Genomic DNA, 26511 nt, shown 5'->3' with positions numbered 1-26511 from the left:
GCGGCTGATCATAATTCAGCCATGACCCAGCCTTTACTGAACGGCATTGCTTCCGTTTCCCATCTCGGCGTGATACGCGCCCTCGGCGAAGACGCCGCCCAGTTCCTGCATGGACAGCTGACCAACGACTTCGCGCTGCTGGATCTGCAGCATGCGCGTCTGGCGGCGTTCTGCACGGCCAAGGGCCGCATGCTGGCCAGCTTCATCGGCTTCAAGCGCAGCAAGGACGAGATCTTGCTGCTGTGCGACCGCAGCCTGCTGGCGCCCACGCTCAAGCGCTTGTCCATGTTCGTGCTGCGCGCCAAGTGCAAGCTCAGCGACGCCACGGCCGAATTCACGCTGCACGGGCTGGCTGGCGGTGCCGCCGCGCAGGCCCTGGGCCCGGCAGCCGTGCCCTGGACCAAGACCGATGACGGCGACGCCAGCCTGATCGCCCTGTACCCGGCCGCCGGCCAGCCGCGCGCCCTGCGCGTGGCGCCCGTGGGCACGCCCCTGCCCGAAGGCCCTGCACTCAGCGAGGCCGACTGGCTCTGGAGCGAAGTCGCCAGCGGCATTGCCACGCTGTCGGCGCCTGTGGTGGATGCCTTTGTGCCGCAGATGCTCAACTACGAATCGGTGGAAGGCGTGAATTTCAAGAAAGGCTGCTACCCAGGCCAGGAGGTGGTGGCCCGCAGCCAGTTCCGGGGCACGCTCAAGCGCCGCGCCTACCTTGCCCATGCACAGCAGCCGCTGGCCACCGGCATGGAGGTCTTCACGCCCGAGGACCTGGAGCAGGCCACCGGCACCGTGGTCCAGGCCGCCCCGGCGCCTGGCGGCGGCTGGGACGCCATCGTCTCCATTCAGACCAGCTCGGCCGACCAGCCCCTGCTGGCCCACGCCGCACTGGGCGAAGGCCAGCGCGCCGATGCCGCACAGGCCGTGGCGCTGCAGCTCAAGCCCCTGCCCTACGCGTTGCGCGAGGACATTTGAGATTTGAGCCTTGCACCGCCTGAGCTGCCTGCAGCTCAGGCGGTGAGCACTTTCCTCATGGTGATGTGGGGGATGCCGGCCTCTTCATAGGGCTCGCCTTCCGGCGTGAAGCCCGCGCGCAGGTAGAACGACTCGGCATGGCGCTGCGCATGCAGCACGACTTCGCGGTCGCCGCGCTGGCGGGAGGCTTCGACCAGGCTGTCCAGCACGATGCGGCCCCAGCGGCCGCCGCGCACGCTGCGGTCCACGGCCATGCGGCCGATCCTGCCCGCGCCGGGGCTGTCGCTGACCAGGCGGCCGGTGGCGATCGGCTGGCCCAGGCCGTTGTAGACCACGGCGTGGCGGGCCACGGGGTCGAATTCGTCGATCTCGATCTCGCGCGGCACGCCCTGCTCGTGCACGAACACGGCCAGGCGCAGGCGCTCGGCGTCGCGGCCCAGGTCGTTCCAGCTGCCCGATGCCACGCGCACCACGCTCTGGCCGGCCTCATAGGCCGTGAGCACGTCGCGCAGCTGCTGCGGCACGGGCAGCGGCTGGCGCGTGGTGGCATCGGCGAACACATAGACCAGTTCCACGGTGTTGAGCAGTTCCATCCCGCGGAAGATGCCGGCCTCGAACAACAGCGAGGTATTGCCCTGCCTGGCACAGCGTATGCCCACATGCAGCACGTCGCCCAGCGTGGCCGATGCGTGGTAGATGGTGGTGGCCTTCTTGACGAACAGCTCGCCACCCAGGGCCGCGAAGGACGATTCATAGGGCAGGCCCAACTGGCGCCAGTAGTCGGTGACGGCCACGTCGGCGTACATCAGGTAGTGGGCGTTGAAGACGATCTTCTGGGCGTCCACTTCGGACCAGCGCACTTCAATGCGTTGCAGCGTGCGGAAATCTTGGCGTTGCATGGGGGTGTTTCTCTCCTGTTGTCTTGGGGTGTCTTGGTGTGTTTTGGTGCGTTTCTTTGTGCCTCGGCCTTCAGGCCGCGAAGGCGTCGCTCAAGGCGCGCGCCATGTCGGCATGTGCACGGCGCGCTTCGGCAATGGCGCGGCCCATCTTGACGAATTCATGGGTCACGCCCCGGTAGATCTCCAGGTCCACGGGCACGCCGGACATGCGCAGCTTGTCGGCGTATTCCACGCCCTCGTCCACCAGCGGGTCGCATTCGGCCAGGCCTATCCAGGCCGGGGCCACGCCGTCCACATCGGGGGCCAGCAGCGGGGCAAAGCGCCAGTCCTCGCGGTCGGCGGGGCTGTTGAGGTACTGGGCGAAGAACCAGGTGATGGCCGGCTCGTCGATCACCAGCCCGTGGGCGAAGCGGCGGTGCGAGTCGGTGTCCTGGTTCGCCGTCGTGCCCGGGTAGATCAGCAGTTGCAGGGCCAGCTTGAGGCCGGTGTCGCGCGCATGGATGGCGCAGGCTGCGGCCAGCGTGCCGCCCGCGCTGTCGCCGCCAACGGCCAGGCGCGCAGGGTCGGCGCCCAGCGAGGCCGCCTGCGCGGCCAGCCACTGCAGCGCGTCCCAGGCGTCGTCGTGGGCGGTGGGAAACTTGTGCTCTGGCGCGCGCCGGTAGTCCAGCGAGACCACCATGGCGCCCGACAGATGGGCCAGCTGGCGGCACAGTACATCGTGCGTGGCCACGCTGCCCACGGTGAAGCCGCCGCCGTGCAGGTACAGCAGCACGGGCAGGCCCGTGGCCGGCGCCTGGCTGCGCTCCACGGGCGCATAGAGACGCGCAGGCAGCAAGGCGCCATCGCGCGCAGGAATCTGCAGATCATCGACACGCGGCAGAACCGGCTTGGGAATTTCGAGCACGCCGGCCCCCGCCTCGTAGGCGGCACGTGCGCCCTCGGCGCCCAGCTGGTGCAGGGGCGTGCGCGCGGCGCGCTCCATGCGGCGCAGCACATCGCGCATCTGGTGGGTCAGGGACGCCGGCAGCGGCGTGGCATGGGAGGAGGATTCAGTCTGGGGCACGTTCAGGAGCACGTTCAGGGACAGGTTCGGTGGCGACTATCTGGCAAGGCAATTCGGCGTGGCCGGCCAGGTGCGACCGGCGAGGTAAGGCCAGGCAGGCACGGCGCAGCAGGCATTGTGCCGCGAGCACAAGGCCCTGGCAGCCATGCGATGACAGCACATGCCCGCGCTGTCGCCCCCGTGACCGTCGCAGCGCCCTCTCAGGGTTTGCTTTGTTTGCAGTGCAGCACGCGCGGTCTAGATTCGGCGCACTCCCCCTGATCCCCACCATGGGCCGCAACGGCCCGCAACGAGTCACCGACCATGGCCTTCATCAACTACGTCACCCAGATCCAGTTTGACTTCGGCGCCGTGCGCCTGTTGCGCCAGGAGTGCGAGCGCGTGGGCATCACGCGGCCGCTGATCGTCACCGACCAGGGCGTCAAGGCCGCTGGCGTGCTGCAAAAGGCGCTGGATGCGCTGGGCGGCATGCCGCATGCAGTGTTCGACCAGACGCCCTCCAACCCCACCGAGGCCGCCGTGCGCGCGGCCGCTGCCATCTACCAGGAGCAGCGCTGCGACGGCCTGATCGCCGTGGGCGGCGGCAGCGCCATCGACTGCGCCAAGGGCGTGGCGATTGCAGCCACGCACGAAGGGCCGCTGTCGCACTACGCCACCATCGAGGGCGGCTCGCCGCGCATCAGCGAGCGCGTGGCCCCGCTGATCGCCGTGCCCACCACCAGCGGCACGGGCAGCGAGGTGGCGCGCGGCGCCATCATCATCGTGGACGACCACCGCAAGCTGGGCTTTCACAGCTGGCACCTGGTGCCCCGTGCCGCCATCTGCGACCCGGAACTGACCTACGGCCTGCCCGCCATGCTGACGGCCGCCACGGGCATGGACGCCATCGCCCATTGCATGGAGACCTTCATGGCGGCGGCCTTCAACCCGCCTGCCGACGGCATTGCACTGGACGGCCTCACGCGCGGCTGGGCCCACATCGAACGCGCCACGCGCAACGGCCAGGACGCCGAGGCACGCCGCCAGCTGATGAGCGCCAGCATGCAGGGCGCCATGGCCTTCCAGAAGGGCCTGGGCTGCGTGCACAGCCTCAGCCACAGCCTGGGCGGCGTGAACCCGCGTCTGCACCATGGCACGCTGAACGCCATGTTCCTGCCCGCCGTGGTGCGCTTCAATGCCGAGGCCGAGAGCGTGCGCGCCGAACAGCGCCTGCAGCGCATGGCCCACGCCATGGGCCTGGACTCGGGCAGCGACATTCCCGAAGCCATACGCGACATGAACGCCCGCCTGGGCCTGCCCACGGGCCTGGCGGCCATGGGCGTGGAGCGCGCGCAGTTCGCAGCCGTGATCGGCGGCGCGCTCAAGGACCATTGCCACGGCACGAACCCGCGCCTGGCCAGCGCCGACGACTACGAGCAGATGCTGGCCACCTCGCTGTAAGCGGGACTCAGCCGCCAGCACTCGGCTGGGGTGTTGTCGATGGTGACGACGATGGTGGCTGGGGTGTCGTTTGGGATGCCACTTGCGCCGGAGTTTGTGCCGAAGTCTGCACCGGAGCCGGTGCAGCGCCAGCCTCCATCATCCGGCGCACCTCCACGTTCTGCATCAACTGCTCGGCCATGACGCCCAGCAGCTCCAGATCGGCCGCCGAGACCTCGCGCGGCGCGTCGTCCATGATGCAAAAGCTGCCCAGCACCGTGCCGTGGCGGTTCTTGAGCGGGACGCCCGCGTAAAAGCGCAGCCGCATCGCCTGCAACGCGGGGTTGCCGGCAAATCGGGGGTCGCGCGCGGCGTCATGCACCACCAGGGCGTCACCGCCATGGACCACGTAGGAGCAGATGGACTGCGCACGCGGCATGCCGGCGGAAGCCGGGTCGCCCTGGTCCGCCACCAGCAGGCTGCCGGGCGTGTGCACGCGGTCGGCATCGACCCATGAGACCTGGGCCCATTTCACATCGAAGGCATTCGCGGCCTGCTGGGCTGCCTCGTGGTACAGCTGCGGCAGGCCGGGCCCGAGCACGCCGCTGTCGTGCAGCTGGCGCACGCGCTGCTCATCGTCATCGGGAATGGGCGCGGCCAGGCCCTGGCCTGCCGCGTCAGGCAGGCGCAAGGCGTCCACCCACAACTGCAGCTCGCGCAGGCCGGACACGCAGGCGGCGGCGCCGCAGCGGCGCGCGAACTCGGTGTCGGACACCACGGCCGGCGCATTCCACAGCGCCAGCACCACGCGCAGGTGCGGCCAATGGCGGCGCACGCGGCGCATCAGTTGGCGCACCACGGTCTGGGGCTGGGTGCTGAAGACGGACAGCACCAGCAACTGCGCCTCGGCCAGGGCCTGGGCTCCTGCGTGGCCTTGCGGCAGGCCGCCCTGCCCCGGTCCCAACTGGCGCCATTGCGGGTCGGCGGCCAGGGCCCAGTCCGAGCAGCTGACCACGTGGCCGCGCAGCGCCTCGCTGTGCGCCACCATGGCGGCGGCCAGGGCATCGACCTCCCAGCGCGCGCCCACGCAATGGATGCGCAGGGCGCGCGTGGCCAGGGCAGCGGCGGGCGCCGGATGGCTTTCGCGCAGTTCCTCGATCAGGGCATCCATGCCGCTGGACAGGCGCAGCCGGTGTTCGGCCGTGGCCGACTCCAGGTGCTGCTGCGTGGCCAGGCGCAATGCGGGGATGGCCACCTCGTCATAGAAACCGGCCACTGCGGCCGAGCGTTCGTCCGCCGAGGCGCGCGCCGGCAGCCTTGCGTCCACCAGTTCATGCGCCAGCGTGACCGCGTCTTCCACGTCGTCGGCCAGCAGGCGCTGGTACAGGCGCTGGGCCGGCCCCAGCACGGGCGAGCTGCCCAGCAGCACTTCCATGAATTGCAGCGCCGGGATGTAGCGCCCCAGCACCAGCAGGCAGACCGTCAGCGGAGTGGACAGGATCAGCCCTATCGGCCCCCACAGCGCTGGCCAGAAGGTGGCCGACACGATGATGGACAGCGTGGACAGGCCCGTGCTGCTGCCATACAGCCAGGGCTCGATGAGGTTGTTGCTGATCAGCTCCAGCGCCATGATCAGGCCCAGCGTCATCAGCAGCATCTGCCAGCCCGGGTCCACGGCAAAGGCCAGCGCCAGCGGGAAGGCGGCCGAGATCATGGCCCCCACATAGGGCACGAAACGCATGATGGCCGCCAGCACGCCCCAGAGAATGGCGCCCGGCACGCCAATGAACCACAGCCCCGCCGCCATGGGCAGTCCGTAGGTGATGTTGACGACGAACTGCATGCGCAGGTACTTGCCTATGCGCTGCGAGGCCTCATCCAGCGCGTCGGTGGCCACGTGCAGGTTGCCGCCCATCAGGCGCAGCAGCCGGTCGCGCAGGTCATCGCGGTCCAGCAGGATGAGGATCACGAACAGCAGCACGATGCCGGCCATGGTCACGGGCTCGGCCACGCGGCCCAGCCACTGCAGCATGCGCGCCGTGGGCTTTTGCTCGGGCGACTGGATCTCCACCTTCTGCACGCGGGGCGTGTTGGCACCGCGCGATATCTCGCGCTCCACGGTGTCATAGGTGCGCAGCGCACCGTCCCAGGCACTGGGCATGTTGGCGTTCCTGCGCAGGCTGCGCAGCTTGTCGCGGATGGTGTTCTGGTAGGTGGGCAGATCGGCGCTGAGCTGCTGCACCTGGCTGCCCAGATAGGTACCCATTCCCGCCAGTGTCGCCAGCGCCATGACCACCACCAGCAGCGTGGCCGCCATGCGCGGCATGCCCCAGCGCTTGAGCCGGGAGACCGCAGGATCCAGCAAAAAACCGAACAACAGCGCCAGCGCCAGCGGAATCAGCAGGCCCTGGCCGAAGTACAGGCCCGCGATGATGATGCTGGCCACCAGCAGCCCGGTGAGCAGGCGCAGCGCGGGGACCATGTCGGCCAGCTGTGCCAGGCCCGGCAGGGCCGAACGCACGCTGCGCGCGAAATCTGCATGGGCGGCGGCATGGGTGGCGGCATGGGCGGCGGAATTCGCGGCTGCATTGGCCGCATTGCCGCCTTCGGCGGCGGCAGGAAGGGCCTGCCGTGAAGGCGACGGCGCAGGGTCGGGATGTGGGTTCATGGAAACGGGATGTCAGGGCTGGGATGCAGGTATGGATACTGCATCACATCCGCATATCGGGGGATTGCACAGCGCGCCGCGGGCCTGCCCTGTCAGCGGGCACCGCAATTGCCGGAACGCCGTTGCCGCCGGCGCATCGGCCCGATCACCAGCGCACACGCACCACGGTCCCCCCACCGGCCCGCGGCAGGATATCCAGCACAGCCCCGATGGCATGGGCGCGGCGATGCATGCCTGCCAGGCCCATGCCCTGCAGGCCAGGCGGGATGGCACCCTGCGCAGGGCCAGGGCCGGGGTCGGAAGGCAGGCCGCAGCCGTCATCTTCCACGCGCAGTTCCCAGTGCAATGCACGCCGGGCATCGCGGCCAGGGCTTGCAGCATCTGCACGATCCACCGGCTCCAGCACCAGCCACAGCGTGGTGGCGCGCGCATGCTGCAGCGCATTGCTCACGGCCTCCTGGGCGATGGCCAGCAACTGCTGGGACGGCTGGCCACGCGGCAGGTCTGGCAGGTCTTGCAAGACTGGCAGGTCCGGCGCCCCGCTCAGCCCGGCGGCGGCATGCGGATCGGCCACGCTCCAGCAGATGCGCATGCCGCGCCGGTCCAGCACGGGCTGCAGCCGGTGGCGCAGGCGCGCCAGCCGCACGGGCAAGGCGTCTTCCATGGCGTCCATGGCATCCACCATGAGCCGCAGGTCCAGCAATGCCTGCTCCAGCAGTTCCTGCGCCTGGCGCTGGCGGGTCTCGCGCGGGTCCAGCAAGGCCATGGCATGCACCAGCAGCCCGCCCACGCCGTCGTGCAGGTCGGCGGCAATGCGCCGGCGCTCGGCCTGCACTTCGCGCGAGGGCCGGGGACTGCGCCGGCGCCGCCACAGCAGCAGCCTGTGCAGTCTCCGGGCACCCATGGCGCACAGCAGCGCCGTGGATACCAGCAGGGCCAAGCTGGCCAGGCTCAGCCACGGCGGGGCCTGGGCGCCCGCCTGCCAGAGCCAGGCGCACAGGCCCAGCATCTGCAGCAGGCCCAGGGCCAGGCAGATGGCCAGCGTGCGAAGGGGATCTTTCATGGCCAAGCCGTGCCAGGCGCGGCCGCCATGGCCCGGGCGGCGGCAGGCCGCTGCGGGCAGGACGCCGCCCCAAGATCAGAACAGGCCGCGCAGCGATGCAAAGCGTACCGCCTGGGCGCGTGTGCGCACCTGCAGCTTGCGGTAGATGTTCTTGATGTGCGTGTTGACCGTCATGGCGCTGATCATCAGGCGCGAGCCGATCTCGGCGCTGGTATAGCCGCTGGCGACCATGCGCAGCACCTCGCGCTCGCGGGTGGACAGGCGGTCTGCCTCGTCAGGCGTGCGGCGCTTGGGCTCGGCGCCCTGGGTCTTGTCGAAGCGCTGCAGCAATCTGCGCGCCAGGCTGGGAGTGACGGATGCGCCGCCATTGGCCACCTGCAGCACGGCCTGCGGATAGTTGCCGAACCAGGAGTTCTTGACGAGGTAGCCCGTGGCGCCCAGCTCGAAGGCGCGCAGCACCTGTTCGTCGTTTTCCATCACGGAGATGATGACGGCCTCGGCCGTGGGCCGCACGGTCTTCATCATGTCCAGCAGCTCGAAGCCCTCGCCATCACCCAGGTTCAGGTCCACCAGCATCACGTCGAATTCATGCTGGCGGATGGCCTTGCGCCCGTCGCGCACGCTGCCGGCCTGGGCCACGACCAGGGTGCGCGGGTCGTTCATGATTTCCTGCGCAATGACCATGCGGATATGGGCATCGTCGTCCACCAGCAGCACCCGCACGGGCTTGTCGGGCTGGCCCGCCAGGTAGTCGGGCCACATGGCAGAGCTCAGACCTGTGCCCAGCATGCCCTGGGCGCGAGGGGACTCGGCGATCAGGGGACGGGCATCGGCGGGAACGTCGGATGGATTCATGCTGCTCTCCTCAAATGTCACGCCATGTGTATGACGCAACCGATCACAGACTTGCCTTTCCACATTAAGAGAAATCGCAACCGATATCCAGAATCTTTGACGAAGTTTGTGAAAGATTGCGTAGATTACAAATTAACACCTTTGTGTGAGGAATCGACTACGGAGTTTCCTGAGCGCCGGTCCGGCAGATCTTGCGGATCCAGACGCCGCGCACCACGCCTTCAATCCCGCCCTGTTACAAAGGCCGATCCTGCCCTTGTTGCCGCCGCCGACCTCAGGTGCGTGCACTTCGATACACCAGGTTGCCCAAACGCCCCCGCCCCCGTCTGGACGGCGACCCCAAGCAAAGCTGCAATCGTGAATTTTCTGTCGTTACACCTTGAAACTACCCAGATCCATTCATCGCGCATGGCTGCCGCTTTAACGCGATGCAGCCTGCCTGCAAACGGCTTGGGCGGGTAAGTACCCGGCAAGTGGATCAGCGCTCATGGCTACCCCGGACAAGAGATGGAATGGACGGATCTCCCCGAGCACATTGGAGTCCAGACAACGAGCAGGGGTCCAGGGAGACAAAGCCGGAAACCTCCGCAAAGTGTCTGCAAAACGGGTGCTTACACACCTCTTCCTGATAGTCCGATTCTTCATCAAGGAGCCATCATGAAATCGCTTGCAATTCTTTCCCTGAGCTTGATCGCAACAGCTGCCATGGCAGGCCCCATGGGTGGTGGCGGCGGTGGCGGCAGCGGCGGCGGCAGCAGCAGCTCCCAGATCGAAATCAATGGCCCCAGCGTTCAGGTCACCCTGCTGAACAGGAGCGGCGTGCTGAACGTGGCAACGGGTGGTGGCAAGGCCTCCCAGAACCTGGCCAGCAATGCAGGCAACGTGACCATCGATCGCAGTGGCAGCTCGCTGCAGGTCGTCGCAGCCACCGGCAGCGGCATCCTGAACAAGGCCGATGGCTATAGCGCAGTGGCCGTCAACAACCTGGCCTCCAACTATGGCGAAGTGGACGTGAAGAGCACTTCGATCCAGGTGGTGGCTGCCAAGAACTCCGGCATCATCAACTACGCCGGCAACGGTTCCATGGCAGTGCAGAACATCTCCAGCAACAACGGCTGCGTGACCTGCTACAACAACCACTGAGCCTGGCTGCCGGACGAAGGAAACTGCCGGGCGGCCCCAGGCCACCCGGCGGCACCTTCCCGGCGAAGACCCAGCTCACCGCACCAGGAGAGCCCACCATGCACACCGCCGCCCATCTCTGTTCGGCTGCCCTATTGGCCTGGCTCGCCCTCGGAGCGAACCCCCTTCATGCAGCGGCCCCCGGCGAAGACCCGGTGGTGCTGAACAAGCCCGTCGACTACCTCAGGCTGCCCACGGCCAAGCAGCCGACATCGTCGGGGCTGGACACCGTCACCGACATCCCCATCAATGTCAAGGCCAAGATCGCGCGCTACGAAGCCATGTCCATGACCAATGCGCCCGGCATCTCCACCGAGGCGAACGTGGTGACCACGACCACGACGAGCAGCACGGGCATGCAGCGCACCTGCACCCAGGACCTGGCCAGCAACACCAACGCCAGCGCATTCAACCGCTATGGGCCCCAGACCAAGGACCAGATCGTGGTCCTCAAGGGCGACCTGGTCAACGTCTGCCGCTAGCGCGACACAGGGCGGCCAGCCTTCGGGCCGCCCACCATTTCTCGATCCCCCATTTTCCGGCGCCGACGCCCGTGCGCGCCTGTGCCCTGGCTCGCCGTTTTCCAGCAGAGGTCCATCATGCGCAACCGCCTTCCATCGCCAGGACTTCCCCGCCCCGATGCCGCGCTGCAGCCGGCACTCGGCGGCCATGCGGACGACCGTGGGACTTTCCGCCAGCGATGGTCCGGCAGACAGGGTTGCATGCGGGCCATTGCCTGCGCCGTCTCGGCCTCCATCGTGCTGCTGTCGGGCTGCGCGCCGCTGGATGCGCGCAAGGACGCCAAGTACCTGGACAAGGTCTATGCGGCCGACCGCCCCGTGGTGCGGCCGGTGCGCTCGATATCGAGCTTTTCCGACTCGCTGATGTGCATGGACAGGATGTTCCGCAACAGCCACATGCCCACGGTGCTGATCACCAGCAAGCAGCTGCCCGACTACTCGGGCCGCGTGGCCGTGGCCGCCAAGGAGATGGTGGTCACCGCCCTGTCCCAGATGTCGCGCGTCAGCAGTGCCTTCCGCTACGTGGACTATGAGGTGGACATCGCTCGCCAGGATACGGTGCAGAACCTCACCACCATCTTGCTCAACAACAACCAGATCCAGCTGCAGCGCCCTGCCCTGTATGTGTCGGGCGCCGTGTCCTTCATGGACCAGAACGTGCTGCGCAACAACGTGGACATAGGCACCAGCGCCTCGCGCCTGGAAACCGGCTACAGCGCCAACCGCAGCGGTGCCGTGCTGGGCATGGAGCTGCACCTGGGCGACTTCCGCACGCGCACCATCATCCCGGGCCTGGATTCGGCCAACGAGGTCGTCATCGGCAACGGCAGCCAGGGGCTGGACCTGTCCGGCCGCATCGGCACCTACGGCGTGCAGTTCAGCGTGGGCCGCGACTATGCCCAGGGCTCGGGCCCGGCCGTGCGCACCCTGGTCGAGCTGGGCATGATCGAGCTGCTGGGCAAATGGTCGCGCCTGCCCTACTGGCAGTGCCTGACGCTGGACCAGACCCACCCCGACTTCCAGCGCCAGCTGCGCGACTGGTACGAGGAAGGCGAAGCCGGCATCCACCAGGAACTGGTGCGCCAGTCGCTGATCAGCAAGGGCTATCTGCCGCCGGACGCCCCGGCCTTCACCGCAGGCAACCCGCAGTGGCGCGAGGCCATAGGGCGCTTCCAGGCCGACAGCGGCATGGTGGTCAGCGGCGTGGTGGACTTCAACACCTACGAACGCGCACTGCGCGACTTCGTGGCCGTGGGCGCCGATGGGCACATCACGCGCATTGGCTGGAACACCAAGAGCGCAGCGCCGGTCACCACCGCCTCCGAGAACGTGGCCGTGGGCACGGGCGACTACCGCTACGGCGCCCCCGCGCCCGACCGCAAGCTGGACCTGTGGGTGGAGAACATCACGCCCACCCGCACCTCCTTCGAGACGGGTGAGCAGCTCTTCCTGTCCACCACCGTGTCGCGTGCCTCCTACCTGTCGTGCTTCATGGCGGGCGCCGATGGCGAGGTCACCCGGCTGGTGCCCAACGACGTGAACCGCTCGGGCTGGATCACCGCCGCCCAGTCCGTGCGCCTGCCCGACTGGATGAGCCCCAACCCCGGCTATGTGATCAACGCCGGCCCTCCCGGCAAGGAAGGCGTGGCCTGCTTCGCCACCGAGCAGAACATGACCGACAAGCTGCCCACGCTGCTGCAGGGCAAGGCCTTCATCGCCATCCCGGGCATGCGCTCCCTGGAGGATGTCAACCAGTACATGGCCAGCTCGCTGGGCGCAGACGGGTACACCGGCTCGGCCCGCTTCTGGCAGGTGGTGCCGGCCCAGGCCAAGCGCTGATGCACGGTGCGGACCACAAGCCAACCAGAGGCACCTGCCATGCCCTCCAGCGCTCATGAAACCTCGCCGCGGCGGCGCCGCGGGCTGCGCCTGACCGCCAGGCTTGTGCTGCCCGGGCTGCTGGTGGTGCTGCCCGGTCTGGCGCCCGCCGTGCTGCCGCATGTGCAGGCGGCAGCACGCTTCACGCCGGTCATGCCCATCCGGGTGGCGACGGCCAGCGTGTACGGCTCCCAGCCGGGCACCAGCAACATCACTTCGAACTCGGATACCGCCCAGCAACGGGCCCTGTCCCAACTGCGCAGCCGCGCCGAAGGCAAGGGCGTGAGCCCGGCCACGCAGCGCGAGGCGCAATGGGTCATGGGCCTGCTGGCACTGCATGGCATTGCCATGGCCCAGGACGGGCCGCAGGCCAGGACCTGGTTCGAGCGTGCCCAGCGCGCCGGCCATCCGCTGGCCAGCGCGGGACTGGCCTGGTGCGCCATGGACGGCTGCGGCCAGCCCCCCGATCCGCCGGCCGCAAGGCCCTGGATCGCCCAGCTGGCCAAGACCGACCCGGCCCGTGCGCAATACCTGGAATGGCTGCTGGCCCGGCGCCTGGCGCCGCTGTCCACGGCCGAGCCCGTGGGCGAGGCCTTGACCGTGGCAGGCACGCCCGACCAGGAGCTGTTGCAGCGCGCGGCGCGTTCGGGCAGCCCTGGCGCCCAGCTGGAATGGGGCCTGGCCTTGCTCGCGCAGGACGAGCCCGAGGCCGCCCTGCGCCAGTTCCGCGCGGCGGCGCCACGCTCATCCAGCGCGGCGGCCAATGCGCAGATGCTGGGCGACCGCATGCGGCCCGCAGGCCAGCTGGTGTCGGCCCAGGGCACGTCTGCCCCGCCTGCGGCGCAGGGGCCGCAACGGCTGCAGCGCACGCCGCAGTTGCGGGGCTCGCCCAGCGAGCAGGACATCCAGGTGCGCCAGCCCGTCACGGCCCAGCAGCAGTGGGAGCAGGCCCAACGCTATCACCGTGGCGAAGGCGTGCCGGCCAACTACACCGAGGCCCTGCGCCTGTACCAGCAGGCGGCGTCCCACGGCCATGTGGCATCGCGGCGCATGCTGGAGTTGATCTATTCGCGCCCCGCACAGGGCGGCGGTGTGGACATTGGCTGGATGCAGCAGCTGGCACGCATCGACCCCATGACCATGCAGCCCATGGCACCCATCAGCCCCGCGCCCTACCGGCGCGACCCCACGCCGCTTTTCGACATGGTGCCGGCGCCCTGGCACCGGAACTGACGCTGGCCCCGGGTCCTGCCCTAAAGCAGCACATCCAGGCCCGTGTCGGCCATCCAGTCCACCGGGTCCTGGCGCAGCACCATGTCGATGTCCAGGCCCAGAGCCACCCCCACTTCGCCGGGAAAGCTCACGGCCAGCGCGCGCTCGCCCCATTGCGCCTCGCGCGATCGGGCGCGCCAGGCGGCGATGTGCAGCACGCAGGCCAGGGGATCGAAGCCGGGCTGGGCCAGCGGCGCGTGCAGGTGCTGCAGCGCGTCGGCCAGCAGCGGCGGAAGGTTCCAGCGCCGGGCCAGGCCTGCGCTGACATGGCTGTATGCGTAGCCGCACAGCCGCATCTCCACTTCGGCACGGCGCGGGTCCAGCGGATCGACCAGCTCGGAGATGGTGGCCGCGCGGCCGGGATCGATCATGTGCATGGCCAGCTCGCCCAGCCCGTGCAGCAGGCCTGCCGCATAGGCCGCCGTAGGGCTGGCCTGCACCGTGCCGGCCAGCGCGCGGGCCACGCGTGCGGCATCCACGCTGTAGCGCCAGAAGGCCGGCATGGCCACGCCCGGCACGGCATGCGTGCCCACGCCCAGCGGCATGCCCCGCACGATCTGTCGCAACTGCGCGGGCGCCAGCAGGGCCAGCGCCTCGGGAATGCCGGTGACACGGCCCGCCATGCCGAAGACCGGGCCGTTGGCCTGCGCCAGCAGCCCGGCAGCCAGCGCGGGATCGGCCGCGAACAGCTGGCTCAGCCGGCGCAGGCTGGGCTGCTCGGGCACCAGCTCGCGCAGCAGCAGGGCCACAATGCGCGGCTGCGCCGGCAGGGCCAGCGTCTGGGTCAACAGCGTCTGCAGATCCAGTGCGTGCGCAGCCATCGCGTTTCCTGCCTTGCCCTGCCCGGCCTTACTTGCGGGTCTGCAGCTTGGCGAAGGCCGAGGCCATGGCCGACTGCTGCGCCGGCTCGGGCGCGCGGCGCTGGCCGCCCTGATGGCCCTGGCTGCCCCGGCCTGCGCTCTCGAAGCGGTTGTCACGGGGGCCATCGCGGCGCGCGGGCGCCGCATCCAGCTTCATGGTCAGGCTGATGCGCTTGCGCGCCACATCGACCTCCAGCACCTTGACCTTGACGATCTGGCCGGTCTTGACGACCTCGCGCGCGTCCTCGATGAACTTGTGGCTCATCTGGCTGACGTGGACCAGGCCGTCCTGGTGCACGCCCAGGTCCACGAAGGCGCCGAACTGGGCCACGTTGCTGACCGTGCCCTCCAGCGTCATGCCTTCCTTGAGGTCCTTGATGTCTTCCACGCCGTCATTGAAGCGGGCGACGACGAAGTCCGGGCGCGGGTCGCGGCCGGGCTTTTCCAGCTCGCCCAGGATGTCCTTGATGGTGATGGCACCGAACTGCTCGCTCACGAACTGCTCGGCCTTCAGGCCCTTGAGCACCTCGGAGCGGCCCATGAGCTGGTCCACGCTCTTGCCCGTGGTGGCAATGATGCGTTCGACCACGGGATAGGTTTCCGGGTGCACGCCCGTCATGTCCAGCGGGTTGTCCCCGCCGCGGATGCGCAGAAAGCCTGCGGACTGCTCGAAGGTCTTGGCGCCCAGGCCGGCCACCTCCATCAGCTGCTTGCGGCTCTTGAAGGAGCCGTTGGCATCGCGCCAGCGCACCACCGACTTGGCCACGCTGCCCGACAGGCCCGAGACGCGCGACAGCAGCGGCGCCGAGGCCGTGTTCAGGTCCACGCCCACGGAGTTCACGCAGTCCTCGACCACGGCGTCGAGCTGGCGCGCCAGCTCGCTTTGGTTCACGTCGTGCTGGTACTGGCCCACGCCGATGCTCTTGGGGTCGATCTTGACCAGCTCGGCCAGCGGGTCCTGCAGGCGGCGCGCAATGCTGGCGGCGCCGCGCAGGCTCACGTCCACATCGGGCATTTCCTGCGAGGCGAACTCGCTGGCGGAATACACGGAAGCGCCGGCCTCGCTGACCACGACCTTCTCGATCTGGCGGTCGGCCTTGCTGGCGATCTTGATCAGGTCGGCCGCCAGCTTGTCCGTCTCGCGGCTGGCCGTGCCGTTGCCGATGGCAATCAGGTTGATCTGGTGCTTTTCGACCAGGCGGGCCAGCACGGCCAGGGAGCCGTCCCAGTCGCGGCGCGGCTCATGCGGGTAGATGGTGGTGGTGTCCACCAGCTTGCCCGTGCTGTCCACCACGGCCACCTTGACGCCCGTGCGGATGCCCGGGTCCAGGCCGATGACGGCGCGCTGGCCCGCAGGCGCGGCCAGCAGCAGGTCGCGCAGGTTGTCGCCAAAGACCTTGATGGCCACCTTCTCGGCGTCTTCACGCAGGCGCGAGAACAGGTCGCGCTCGGTGGACAGGCTCAGCTTGACGCGCCAGGTCCAGGCCACGCACTTGCGGATCAGATCGTCGCTGGCGCGCTTGGCGTGGCTCCAGCCCAGGTGCAGTGCGATCTTGCCTTCGGCCAGGCTGGGCTGGCCGGGCTCGGGCTCCACGGGAAGAACCAGCTTGGCTTCGAGGATCTCCAGCGCGCGGCCGCGGAACACGGCCAGCGCGCGGTGCGAGGGCACGCGGCCAATCGGTTCGTCGTACTCGAAATAGTCGCGGAACTTGGCGACCTCGGGGTCGTTCTCGTTCTTGGACTCGATCTTCTTGGAGCGCAGCAGGCCGTCTTCCCACAGCCATTCGCGCAGCTTCTGCACCAGCGCCGGGTCTTCGGCCCAGCGCTCGGACAGGATGTCGCGCACGCCATCGAGCACGGCGAAGGTGGTGGAGAAATCGGGGCCCGGCTTGCCGTCGTCCAGGGTGGTGGCGGGCTTGCAGAAGGCCTCGGCCTCCTTGTGCGGGTCCAGCGTGGGGTCGGCAAACAGCTTGTCGGCCAGCGGCTCGATGCCGAATTCCTTGGCAATCTGGCCCTTGGTGCGGCGCTTTTGCTTGAAGGGCAGGTAGATGTCCTCCAGCTCCTGCTTGGTCGGCGCATTGGCAATGGCCAGGCGCAGCGCATCGGTCAGCTTGCCCTGCTCGTCGATGGCCTTGAGCACCGTGCCCCGGCGGTCTTCCAGCTCGCGCAGATAGCCCAGGCGTTCGTCGAGCTGGCGCAATTGCGCGTCGTCCAGGCCGCCGGTCACTTCCTTGCGGTAGCGGGCGACGAACGGAACCGTGGCTCCGCCATCAAGCAATTCGACCGCAGCACCCACTTGCTGCGGCTTGACATTCAGTTCTGCGGCGATTTGGCCAATGATTTTTTGCATTCGAGAGGCGCCCCGTGGCGTGGAATCCGGAAAGCGGCCAAGTGTGCCACACGCGATTCGGGCCGGGCCGCTCACGGCCCGCCCGCAAATGCAAGCATTTCTTGCAGTCCAATGAATTCAAGGGCTTGCAGCATGAAGCCGGAAGGGCGCGGGAATGGCCGATAGGACAAGCCCGGCTTTCAGGGCCGCACATCCACGATCTGCATCATTCCCAGGTCCTCATGGTCCAGCGCATGGCAATGCCAGACGAACTTGCCGTGGAAATCCGCGAACCGCATGCGAAAGGTGATGCTGCCCTTGGTGACCCCCGCCGCCCCGCTGCCGCCCGTGCCCGGCGGCACGGGCAGGGTGTCGGCCCAGAACGGCGTCACCGGCGCGCCGTTGACCCTGACCACATAGCAATCGTTGACGTGGATGTGAAAGGGATGCGGGTAGCCGTTGTAGTTGTAGACCGTCCACTCCTCCACCGCATTGAAAGGCACGGTCTGCACAGGCGTGAGGCTGGAATGGATGGGCGACATGCCCAGCGACATGGCCTCGGTGCCCACCGCAAACACCGATCGGTTGCCGCCCACCTTCAGCACCCAGCTCTCGCCGGCCGGCATGGGCGCCAGGGCCGGGTCGCGCACGCCCTTGTCCTCGTCGTCGGCCAGCACGGCCAGGCGCAGGACGCGCTGCACGCCACCATGGCTGGCCAGCTCGGCATCGGTGATGGGCGTGTAGTCGCCGGGCCGGCGCAGCAGGGCCGGGTCGGGCACGCGGGCCTGCACGGGCTCGCCCTGCACCACCACCCGGGCCAGCACCTCCTCGAAGGGCTCGTTGCCGCTTGGCCGGTGAAAGGACGGGCACGCGGCCGCGCGCAGGAAATACTCGCCCGGCGCCATCGATGCCTGCACCACCATGGACAGGCGCCCGCCCGGGTAGATGTAGTTGCCGGGCCAGTCGCGCATGTCCAGCGGCTGCCCGGCCGTCTGCCGGCTCAGCGGCCGGTAGATGCCGCCGTAATGGTTGCCGTCGCGGCCATAGACATTCATCACATGCCCGTCGAGCACGGGATGCAGCGGGTAGAACGACGAAGGATTGACGATGTGCCAATGCTGCACCTCGCCGGGCCGCATCACGATGGTGGGCTGGTAGGCGCCGTTGAGCAAAAAGGCGCCGGCCGGATTCTGCATCGAGTCTTCCAGCGTATCGGTGCGGCCCTTGGCGTTGACGGTGAGCTTGTGGGCGAACAGCACGCGCTCGCGCATGTTCACGCTGGCACGGAACGGGTCCTGCGCATCGGCCACGATGATGGCGCCGAACATGCCGCTGGAGACCTGGGCATTGGTGGCGCCGTGCAGATGCGGGTGGTACCAGTAGATGCCGCAACTGTGGTCGTCGGGCAGATGGATCTCGTGGTAGCGCGTGGCGCCGGGCGCGATGCCGGCATCCGGCCCGTCCACCACGTAGTCGCCAAACACGCCGGGCCGTATCTCGCGCGGGTCCACGTGCAGGCCGTGGAAATGCATGTTGGTGCTGTTCTGGTGGTTGAGCAGCGCCCAGTCCGAGCCCTGGGGCGAGGCCGGCAGCTGGTTGTGCACCCACATCTTCAGCGTGTCGCCGGGGCGCAGCCACAGCGTGGGCGCCGTGTATCGCCCATTGAAGCTGCGCAGCTCCAGACGCCGCCCGGGCTGCCGATCGGCCGGATAGCGGGCCCAGCGCGCAATGTCGCTGTCCGGCAGGTCCATGTCCATGGACGCATAGCCCACGTTCAGGTGCAGCTCCAGCACGCCGTTGACGGAGCGCAGCGCCTGCGGCTCGGGCAGATCGTCGCGCGGCCCGCCTCCACCGCCGCAGCCGGGCAGCACGGCGCCCGCCGTCAGCAGGGCGCCCCATTGCAGCAGCGCCCTGCGGTTCAGGCCCGGGGCAGGCATTGAATGCTCCTGGTGCAGATGCTTCACAGGGCCTCCTTTGCCGTGCCGGCGATTGCGTTGGTTTCGGTCAGGTCATTGAGGGCGTGCAAGGCCAGCGCATGGGGGCGGGACTGGGCCTGGGCCCCGTCCTGGCCCTGGCAGGCGCCATGGCGGTTGTCGCCCCAGGCCCAGCAGCGCCCGCCGCGCTCCAGGGCCAGCACATGCGTGCCTCCCACGCTGATCTGCTGCACCGCCGCCAGGCCGGGCACGGCGTGAAAGCCCGCGCGGGGTGCCGCATCGCCCTGGCCCAGCTGGCCCAGGCCATTCCAGCCCCAGGCCAGCACCTGCCCGCCCTGCGTGGTCGCCGCCGAAAAATGCAGGCCCGCCGCCAGACTGCTGAGGCGCCCAGGCACGGCAATGCGCACGGGGCCGGGACTGTAGGCCGCCTGCAGCCCCTGGTCCAGCTGGCCCTGGTGGTTGGAGCCCCAGCCCCACAGCCGCCCCTTCTCATCCAGCGCCAGGCTGTGCGTGGCCCCCGCCGCCACCGCCACCACGGCCGCAGCACCCTGCGGCAGCACCACGCGCTGCGCACGGCTGCGCTGCACCAGATCGCCCTGCCCCAGTTGGCCGGCCGCATTGGCGCCCCAGGACCAGACCTGACCCCTGGCGTCCAGCGCCAGCGCATGGCCCATACCCACGGACACGCTGCGCACGGAGGGCAGGCCCTGCACGCGCTGCGCACCGGGCATGGCATCCGACCATCCCCAGAGTGCGCCTTCGCGGTCCTGCACATAGGCCTGCTGCTCACTCGCCCAGATGCGCCGCACCCCGGCATCCTGCCGGCCCAAGGCCAAAGGCCTGGGCACGGCGCCCGCGGCATCGCGGACCTGGGGCGCAACGGCATAGGCCTGGCCATCCGCCCAGGCCAGCAGCGAATGGCCCGCATCCACCAGCCCCTCCCAACGCGTGCCACGGGGGCTCAGGCGCTGGGGCACGGGCTGGGAAAAGCTGCGGTGGCCGATGCGCGTGGCATCGGGCGCACAGACCTCGGCAGCATCCACGCCTTCGGGCAGAGTGCGCAACACCTCCAGATTGCCCCAGGCGAATACGCCCTCCGATGTGATGAGCACGGACCGCTGCGGGCCCGCCACTACCTGTTGTATGGTCAGCATCACCCTCTCCTTTGCGTGTTTCGCGTGTTTCGCGTGTCTTGGGGCACCCCGACACGGCGGTACAGCTGCCCGTGAGGTGTCAGTGCGGATTGTTCAAAGGAAGCGGGTGGGGGGCAATCACTGAAAACTGTGATTCCTCAAGAGCGCCTTAGGCTCCGTCAATCGATCCCGCCCCAGGCCTGCGACGCGGCATTGGCCTGCAGGCACATCGCCATCGCAGCCGGGGCCTGCGTGGCCTGAGTGCCTACGCGGGCTGCGCTGGCGCAGCGGCATCATGGACAATCCATGCTCCAGCCCATGCAAGACGATCTGTTTGGCGCGCCGCCCTCACCGCCGCCCTCCCCACCCTCTTCCGCTCCGGCCTCGCCTGCCGCCAGCGCTGCGCCTGGCGGCCGCAAGCCGGCATCCCGCAAGGCCGTCGGCGCCGTGCAGCTGGCGCCCCAGGCCCTGCAATGGCAGGCGCTGGCGGACCGGCTTCCGCAGGGCTTGCGCATGGGGGTCTCCACCTGGTCCTACCCGGGCTGGGAAGGTTTGATCTGGGATGGCGCCTATGACAAAAGCGTGCTCGCCAAGAAGGGACTGGAGGCCTATGGCCGGCATCCGCTGATGCGAACGGTCTGCGTGGACCGCAGCTTCTGGAGGCCGTTGACGGCCAGCCAGTACCTGGCCTTCGCGGGCCAGGTGCCGGCCGATTTCCGCTTCGTGGTCAAGTGCCCTTCGGTGGTCACCGATGCGCAGGTCCGCGACGAGGATGGCAAGGGCATGTCGCTGAACCCCGTATTCCTTCAACCCGATCTGGCCGTGACCAGCTTCGTCGAGCCCACGCTCGAAGGGCTGGGCGAGCAGCTCGGCGTGCTGGTGTTCCAGCTCAGTCCGATGACCTGGGGCCTGCTGAGCCGTCCCACCGAACTGCTGGCGCGGCTGCAGGCCATGCTGGACGCGGTGCGAGCGGCGCTGGCCGCCCATCCGCTGGGCGCACAGATCATCGTGGCGGTGGAAGTGCGCGACCCGGAGCTTTTGACGCCCGAGCTGGCGGACACGCTGCTCGCTGCGGGCGCCACCTTCTGCCTGGGGCTGCACGGCAAGATGCCGCCCATCGAAGAGCAACTGGTTTTTCTGCGGCGGCTGTGGCCCAGCCCCCTGGTCTGCCGCTGGAACCTGAACCGCGAGTTCGGGGCCTACGGCTACCCCGATGCGCAAACCAAGCACGACCCCTTCAACGAGATCCGCACGCCCGATGTGCACACGCGCGCCATCCTCGCCAAGACCATCGATGGCATCACCAGCCGCGGGCTGCCCGCCTTTGTGACGGTGAGCAACGATGCCGAAGGCTGCGCGCCGCGCTCCATCGCGCTGCTGGCCGAGGCCGTGGTGCAAGCGCAGGCGGCCCGGATTCAGCGCTTGCCGTAGGCGCGCTCCACGCGGGCCACGCGCAACTCATAGTGCTCGTACCAAGCGTCCTTGCCCAGTTGCTGGGCGACCAGGTGCTCGGCATCCTGCTTCCAGCGCGCAATGGATTCGGCCGTGGACCAGTACGACACGGTGATGCCGAAACCGTCCTCGCCGCGCGTGCTTTCCGCGCCAAGGAAGCCTTGCTGCTGCGAGGCCAGGTCCACCATGCGCTGGGCCATGAGGCCGTAGCCATCATCGTCGTCCGGCGTCCTGCGCGACGAGAAGATGACGGCGTAGTAAGGCGGCTCGGGGGTGTTGGCAAAGGGGCTCATGGTGGTCGGGGCGGCATGTTCTGCGGGACCGCGCAATACATCGCCCGCGCTCAGGAATTCGCCGGTGCCGAGGCGGACGACGCCTGCACCTGCTCGCCGCCCAGCACCTTCCACAGCGTGACGCGGTTGAGCTGCTCGGACAGGCGCAGTCCGATCAGGGTCTGCTGGGCCGTGTAGAGGCTGCGCTGCGCATCCAGCACGGTCAGGTAGTTGTCCACGCCGGCCTTGAAGCGGGCCTCCGACAGGTCGAAGGCCTTTTGCGTGGCGGCGACCATGCTGGTCTGGGCGGCCAGGCGCTCGTCCCACTGCGCGCGGTCGGCCAGCACGTCGGCGGTTTCGCGGAAGGCCGTCTGTACGGCCTTCTCGTACTGGGCGATGGCGATGCGCTGGTTGGCCTCGGCCACCTGCACGCCCGCACGGTTGCGGCCACCGTCGAAGATGGGCAGGCGCACCAGGGGGATGAAGCTCCAGGTGCTGCTGCTGCCGCCAAAGAGGCCATCGAGCTCGCGGCTGCCCGAGCCCACGCTGGCCGTGAGGCTGATGGTGGGGAACATGGCAGCGCGTGCGGCGCCGATGTTGGCCTCCATGGCGCGCAGGTTGTTCTCGGCGGCCTGGATGTCGGGGCGCACCAGCAGCACGCTGGAGGGCAAGGGCGCCGGCACGGGCTGCAGCGCGGCCGCGGGCCGGGCATCGGCGCGCAGCGTGGCGGCGCCGGGCAGCAGGGCATCGGGCAGCGGGCCGCCCACCAGCAATTGCAGGGCATTGCGGTCACGCTCCACCTGGGAGGTGAAGCTGGCCACGTCGCCGCGCGCCGTGTCCACCGTGGTCTGGTTCTGGGCCAGCACCAGGCCCGATGTGGAGCCAATCTCGTGCATGCGCCGCGTCAGCTCATAGGCTTTCTCACGGCTGGCCAGGGTCTCGCGCGCCAGCTGCAGGCGGGCCTGGTCGGCCGCCAGCGTGAGCCAGCCGTTGGCCACGTCGGCCACCAGGCCGATCTGCACATTGCGCCGGTTCTGCTCGCTTTGCAGGAACTGCTGCAGCGCCGCCTCGCTGAGGTTGCGCACGCGGCCCCACAGGTCGATCTCATAGCTGGCAAAGCCCAGCTGGGCCGTGTACTGGGTGCTGACCGAGGCCGCCTGGGTGGCGCTGGTCATGCCGGCGGCCGTGCGCGCACGGCTGGCCTGGGCCTGGGCGTTGACGCTGGGCAGCAGGTCGGCGCGCGTGATGCCGTACTGGGCACGCGCGCGTTCGATGCTTTCCACGGCCACGCGCAGATCGCGGTTGTTGGCCAGGGCCAGCGCAATGACCTCGCGCAGCTGCTGGGACTGCACCCAGCCCAGCGCGGCGGCGGCCTGCAGGCTGGCCTCGTCGGCCTGGGCCGGCATTGCGGCCGTGCTGCCCACGGTATCGGGCACGGGCATGTCGGGCGTGCGGTGCTGCGGCGCGAGGTTGCAGCCGGTCAGCAGCGCCGCCAGCGCCGCCGCTGCGGCCAGTGCGGAGACATTCGTTGGGCGCCTCATGCTGCGCTCTCCTTTGCGGTATGCGGTGAATCAGGTGATCCGGCAGTGGGCTGGGGCGCGTCGTCCTCGGTGCGCGAGTGGCTCTTGAACCAGCTGCGGATCAGCAGGAAGAACACCGGCACCAGGAAGATGCCCAGCACCGTGGAGGCCAGCATGCCGCCGAGCACGGCCGTGCCGATGGCATTGCGCCCGCCCGCGCCGGCCCCCGTGCCGATGGCCAGCGGAATGACGCCGAAGCCGAAGGCCAGCGAGGTCATCAAGATGGGACGCAGGCGCAGGCGCACGGCCGAGACCACGGCGTCGAAGATGCTCTTGCCCTGCTCCTGCAGCTGCACCGCAAATTCCACGATCAGGATGGCGTTCTTGGACGCCAGGCCCACCGTGGTCAGCAGGCCCACCTGGAAGTACACGTCGTTCGTCAGCCCGCGCGTGTAGGTGGCGGCCAGCGCGCCCACCACGCCCAGCGGCACGGCCAGCATCACCGACAGCGGCACGGTCCAGCTTTCGTACAGCGCCGCCAGGCACAGGAACACGAAGAGGATGGAGATGGCGTACAGCAGCGGCGCCTGGGCGCCGGACTGGCGCTCCTGCAGCGAGGCGCCGGTCCACTCGTAGCCTATGCCGGCCGGCAGGGTGCGCAGGATGTCCTCCACGATCTGCATGGCCGTGCCCGAGCTGACGCCGGAGGCGGCGCGGCCTTCCATTTCGTAGGCCGGGTTGCCGTTGTAGCGCATGAGCTGTGGCGAGCCGTAGGCCCAGTAGCTGCTGGAGAACGAACTGAACGGCACCATCTCGCCCTTGGCGTTGCGCACCGTCCATTTGGCGATGTCCTGGGGCAGCATGCGGTGCGGCGCATCGCCCTGGATGTAGACGCGCTTGACGCGCTCGTTGTTCAGGAAGTCGTTGACATAGGTGCCGCCCATGGCGCTGGACAGCACGCTGTTGATGTCGGTGTACGACAGGCCCAGTGCGGCGGCCTTGCGGTCGTCGATGTCCAGGCGCAGCTCGCTGGCGTCTTCCAGGTTGGTCATGCGCAGATTGGTGAGCTCGGGGCGCTTGCGGGCCTCGGTCAGGAATTTCTCCTTGGCCTCCAGCAGCACCTGGTGGCCCAGGCCGTTCATGTCCTTGATCATGAAGTTGAAGCCCGAGCTGGAGCCCAGGCCGCGCACGGCCGGCGGCAGCACGACCAGCACGCGCGCATCGCGGATGGAGGACAGGTCTTTGGTCGCGCGGTGCGCGATCTCGGAGGCCGACTGGCCGGGCAGCGGACGCTCCTCCCAGGTCTTCAGCCGCACGAAGGCGCGTGCCGAGGCCTGGTCGCCGTTCAGGCCCGAGACCTGGTAGAAGCTCACCACGTCGGGCTGCTTGGCAAAGTAGTCGCGCACCTCGTCGAGCACGCCCTGCAGCCGCGTATCGGCCGCGCCCGAAGGCAGGTTGATGTTGACGAAGACGAAGCCCTGGTCCTCGTCCGGCAGGAAGGAAGTGGGCAGGCGCGCCATCAGCAGCCAGACCACGCCGCAGACGGCCAGGAAGATCAGCATCATGCGCTTGGCGCGGCGCAGCGAGTAGGCCACCGTGCCCTGGTAGCGCGCGGCCGTGGCGTCGAAATGGTGGTTGAACCAGCGGAAGAACCGGTCATTCACCCCCAGGATGCCGCTGCGGATGGGGCGGTCATGCCCTGCCCCGCCCGCTGCGGGCGGCTTGAGCAGCGTGGCGCACAGCGCAGGCGTCAGCGTCAGCGCCACGAACACCGACAGCGCCATGGCCGCGACGATGGTGATGGAGAACTGCCGGTAGATCACGCCCGTGGAGCCGCCGAAGAACGCCATGGGCACGAACACGGCCGACAGCGTCACGCCGATGCCCACCAGGGCCGGCGTGATCTCGCGCATGGACTGGCGCGTGGCCTGCTTGGGCGACATGCCCGTCTCGTGCATCACGCGCTCGACGTTCTCCACCACGACGATGGCATCGTCCACCAGCAGGCCGATGGCCAGCACCATGGCGAACATGGTCAGCGTATTGATCGAGTACCCGGCCAGCGACAGCACGCCGAAGGTGCCCAGCAGCACCACGGGCACGGCGATGGCGGGGATCATCGTGGCGCGGAAGTTCTGCAGGAAGATGAACATCACGATGACCACGAGGATCATGGCCTCGCCCAGCGCGCTGACCACTTCCTTGATGGAGGCGCGCACGAAGGGCGTGGAGTCCGAGCTGACGAAGTAGTCGATCTCGTTGGGGAAGAACGGCTTGAGCTCGGCCAGCTTGGCGGCGATGGTGTCGGCCACCTGCATGGCATTGGCGCCATCGGCCAGCACGATGCCCATGCCCGCGCCGGGCAGTCCGTTGAGCTTGGCCTTGATGGTCAGGTTGTCGGCGCCCAGCTCCACGCGGGCCACGTCCTTCATGAGCACCACCGAGCCGTCCAGCGAGGACTTGAGCACGATATCTTCGAACTGCTCCACCGTCTTGAGCTTGGTGCGCGCCGTGATGGTGGCGTTCAGCTGCTGGTCGGAGACGGCGGGCAGCGCGCCCAGCTGGCCGGCCGAGACCTGGGCGTTCTGCGAGTTCAGCGCATTGACCAGGTCCGACGGCATCAGCGCGTACTTCTCCATCTTGGCCGGGTCCATCCAGATGCGCATCGCATAGTTGGTGCCGAAGACGTTGACATCGCCCACGCCGTCGAGGCGGCCGATCACATCGACCAGGTTGCTGGTCAGGTAGTCGCCGATATCGACCGCGGTCATGGCCGGGTCCTTGGAGAAGAAGCTGTAGGTGACCAGGAAGTCCTGGCCGCCCTTGTTCACGAACACGCCCCGGCTCTTGACGGCGTCGGGCAGGCGGTTCACGGCGGACTGCAGCTTGTTTTGCACCTGCACCTGGGCCACGTCGATGTTGGTGCCCGGCGCAAAGGTCAGCGTGGTGCGCGCACGGCCCGAGGCGTCGGACGTGGAGCTCATGTAGAGCATGTTGTCGATGCCCTTGAGCTGCTGCTCGATGATCTGGGTCACCGAGTTCTCGACCGTCTCGGCCGAGGCGCCCGTGTACTGCGCGCCGATGGTCACGCGCGGCGGCGCGATGTCGGGGTATTGCTCCAGCGGCAGCGTGAAGATGGACAGCGCGCCGCCCAGCATGATGACGATGGCGATGACCCACGCGAAGATGGGCCGGTTGATGAAGAACTGAGCCATGTGACGG

General features: G+C 68.7%; 19 protein-coding genes. 7 read left to right on the top strand and 12 right to left on the bottom strand.

Going from position 1 to position 26511, the window contains the following annotated elements; translation table 11 throughout:
- Window positions 1-21: 21 nt before the first annotated feature.
- Window positions 22-969, top strand: coding sequence for a CAF17-like 4Fe-4S cluster assembly/insertion protein YgfZ (gene ygfZ, locus DACI_RS17045; RefSeq protein ID WP_012205224.1), 948 nt, complete (start codon window positions 22-24; stop codon window positions 967-969).
- Window positions 970-1004: 35 nt separating this feature from the next.
- On the opposite strand, the gene DACI_RS17040 is transcribed toward ygfZ, so the two are convergent.
- Both DACI_RS17040 and DACI_RS17035 read right to left on the bottom strand, forming a co-directional pair.
- Window positions 1005-1868 carry a YbgC/FadM family acyl-CoA thioesterase gene (locus tag DACI_RS17040; protein WP_012205223.1) on the bottom strand — a complete coding sequence of 288 codons (864 nt, stop codon included), beginning with the start codon at window positions 1866-1868 and terminating at the stop codon, window positions 1005-1007.
- A 70-nt stretch (window positions 1869-1938) separates the two neighbouring features.
- Window positions 1939-2943, bottom strand: a complete 1005-nt coding sequence (locus DACI_RS17035; RefSeq protein WP_012205222.1) for an alpha/beta hydrolase — start codon at window positions 2941-2943, stop codon at window positions 1939-1941.
- Between the two features lie 291 nt (window positions 2944-3234).
- On the opposite strand from DACI_RS17035, the gene DACI_RS17030 reads away from it, so the two are divergent.
- Complete coding sequence (locus DACI_RS17030) at window positions 3235-4371, top strand: iron-containing alcohol dehydrogenase (protein WP_012205221.1); 1137 nt, start codon at window positions 3235-3237, stop codon at window positions 4369-4371.
- A gap of 7 nt (window positions 4372-4378) precedes the next feature.
- On the opposite strand, the gene DACI_RS17025 is transcribed toward DACI_RS17030, so the two are convergent.
- The 3 genes from DACI_RS17025 to DACI_RS17015 all read right to left on the bottom strand — a co-directional run bounded on the left by DACI_RS17025 (window position 4379) and on the right by DACI_RS17015 (window position 8936).
- Window positions 4379-7018, bottom strand: coding sequence for an AI-2E family transporter (locus tag DACI_RS17025; RefSeq protein ID WP_012205220.1), 2640 nt, complete (start codon window positions 7016-7018; stop codon window positions 4379-4381).
- Window positions 7019-7163: 145 nt separating this feature from the next.
- The gene (locus tag DACI_RS17020) at window positions 7164-8081 is read right to left on the bottom strand and encodes a sensor histidine kinase (protein WP_012205219.1); all 918 of its coding nucleotides are present in this window, start codon (window positions 8079-8081) and stop codon (window positions 7164-7166) included.
- A 75-nt stretch (window positions 8082-8156) separates the two neighbouring features.
- Window positions 8157-8936, bottom strand: coding sequence for a LuxR C-terminal-related transcriptional regulator (locus DACI_RS17015; protein ID WP_012205218.1), 780 nt, complete (start codon window positions 8934-8936; stop codon window positions 8157-8159).
- 657 nt (window positions 8937-9593) lie between these two features.
- Between DACI_RS17015 and DACI_RS17010 the strand changes: the two genes are divergently transcribed.
- From DACI_RS17010 to DACI_RS16995, 4 genes are all read left to right on the top strand, one after another.
- The gene (locus DACI_RS17010) at window positions 9594-10079 is read left to right on the top strand and encodes a hypothetical protein (RefSeq protein WP_012205217.1); all 486 of its coding nucleotides are present in this window, start codon (window positions 9594-9596) and stop codon (window positions 10077-10079) included.
- Between the two features lie 98 nt (window positions 10080-10177).
- Window positions 10178-10600 carry a hypothetical protein gene (locus DACI_RS17005; RefSeq protein WP_012205216.1) on the top strand — a complete coding sequence of 141 codons (423 nt, stop codon included), beginning with the start codon at window positions 10178-10180 and terminating at the stop codon, window positions 10598-10600.
- Window positions 10601-10840: 240 nt separating this feature from the next.
- Window positions 10841-12478 carry a DUF4384 domain-containing protein gene (locus DACI_RS17000; RefSeq protein ID WP_034392811.1) on the top strand — a complete coding sequence of 546 codons (1638 nt, stop codon included), beginning with the start codon at window positions 10841-10843 and terminating at the stop codon, window positions 12476-12478.
- A 39-nt stretch (window positions 12479-12517) separates the two neighbouring features.
- Window positions 12518-13750, top strand: a complete 1233-nt coding sequence (locus tag DACI_RS16995) for an SEL1-like repeat protein (RefSeq protein ID WP_012205214.1) — start codon at window positions 12518-12520, stop codon at window positions 13748-13750.
- A 20-nt stretch (window positions 13751-13770) separates the two neighbouring features.
- Here DACI_RS16995 and DACI_RS16990 read toward each other — a convergent pair whose 3' ends face one another.
- The 4 genes from DACI_RS16990 to DACI_RS16975 all read right to left on the bottom strand — a co-directional run bounded on the left by DACI_RS16990 (window position 13771) and on the right by DACI_RS16975 (window position 20066).
- The gene (locus DACI_RS16990) at window positions 13771-14610 is read right to left on the bottom strand and encodes an HDOD domain-containing protein (protein WP_012205213.1); all 840 of its coding nucleotides are present in this window, start codon (window positions 14608-14610) and stop codon (window positions 13771-13773) included.
- 28 nt (window positions 14611-14638) lie between these two features.
- Window positions 14639-16999: a Tex family protein gene (locus tag DACI_RS16985; protein ID WP_012205212.1), complete on the bottom strand. Its 2361-nt coding sequence runs from the start codon at window positions 16997-16999 to the stop codon at window positions 14639-14641.
- 179 nt (window positions 17000-17178) lie between these two features.
- Entirely contained in the window at window positions 17179-18915 is a 1737-nt protein-coding gene (locus DACI_RS16980; protein ID WP_012205211.1) for a multicopper oxidase family protein, read from the bottom strand.
- A gap of 23 nt (window positions 18916-18938) precedes the next feature.
- Entirely contained in the window at window positions 18939-20066 is a 1128-nt protein-coding gene (locus DACI_RS16975) for an RCC1 domain-containing protein (RefSeq protein WP_012205210.1), read from the bottom strand.
- Window positions 20067-20363: 297 nt separating this feature from the next.
- On the opposite strand from DACI_RS16975, the gene DACI_RS16970 reads away from it, so the two are divergent.
- Window positions 20364-21476 (top strand): DUF72 domain-containing protein, encoded by a 1113-nt coding sequence (locus DACI_RS16970; RefSeq protein WP_043783480.1) that lies wholly within the window; start codon window positions 20364-20366, stop codon window positions 21474-21476.
- Here DACI_RS16970 and DACI_RS16965 read toward each other — a convergent pair.
- From DACI_RS16965 to DACI_RS16955, 3 genes are read right to left on the bottom strand one after another with little or no spacing between them, the layout of a single operon-like run.
- A complete protein-coding gene (locus DACI_RS16965; RefSeq protein ID WP_012205208.1) occupies window positions 21461-21790 on the bottom strand; it encodes an antibiotic biosynthesis monooxygenase family protein in 330 nt (109 codons plus the stop codon). The two genes, DACI_RS16970 and DACI_RS16965, sit on opposite strands and share 16 nt — an antisense overlap.
- Window positions 21791-21840: 50 nt before the next feature.
- A complete protein-coding gene (locus tag DACI_RS16960) occupies window positions 21841-23310 on the bottom strand; it encodes an efflux transporter outer membrane subunit (protein WP_012205207.1) in 1470 nt (489 codons plus the stop codon).
- On the bottom strand, window positions 23307-26504 hold the full coding sequence (locus DACI_RS16955; protein WP_012205206.1) for an efflux RND transporter permease subunit: 3198 nt from the start codon (window positions 26502-26504) through the stop codon (window positions 23307-23309). Before DACI_RS16955 ends, DACI_RS16960 begins: the two co-directional genes overlap by 4 nt.
- Window positions 26505-26511 lie beyond the last annotated feature (7 nt).

This window comes from Delftia acidovorans SPH-1, assembly GCF_000018665.1.
Lineage (GTDB): Bacteria > Pseudomonadota > Gammaproteobacteria > Burkholderiales > Burkholderiaceae_C > Comamonas > Comamonas acidovorans.
This window is presented reverse-complemented; position numbering and strand designations above follow the sequence as displayed.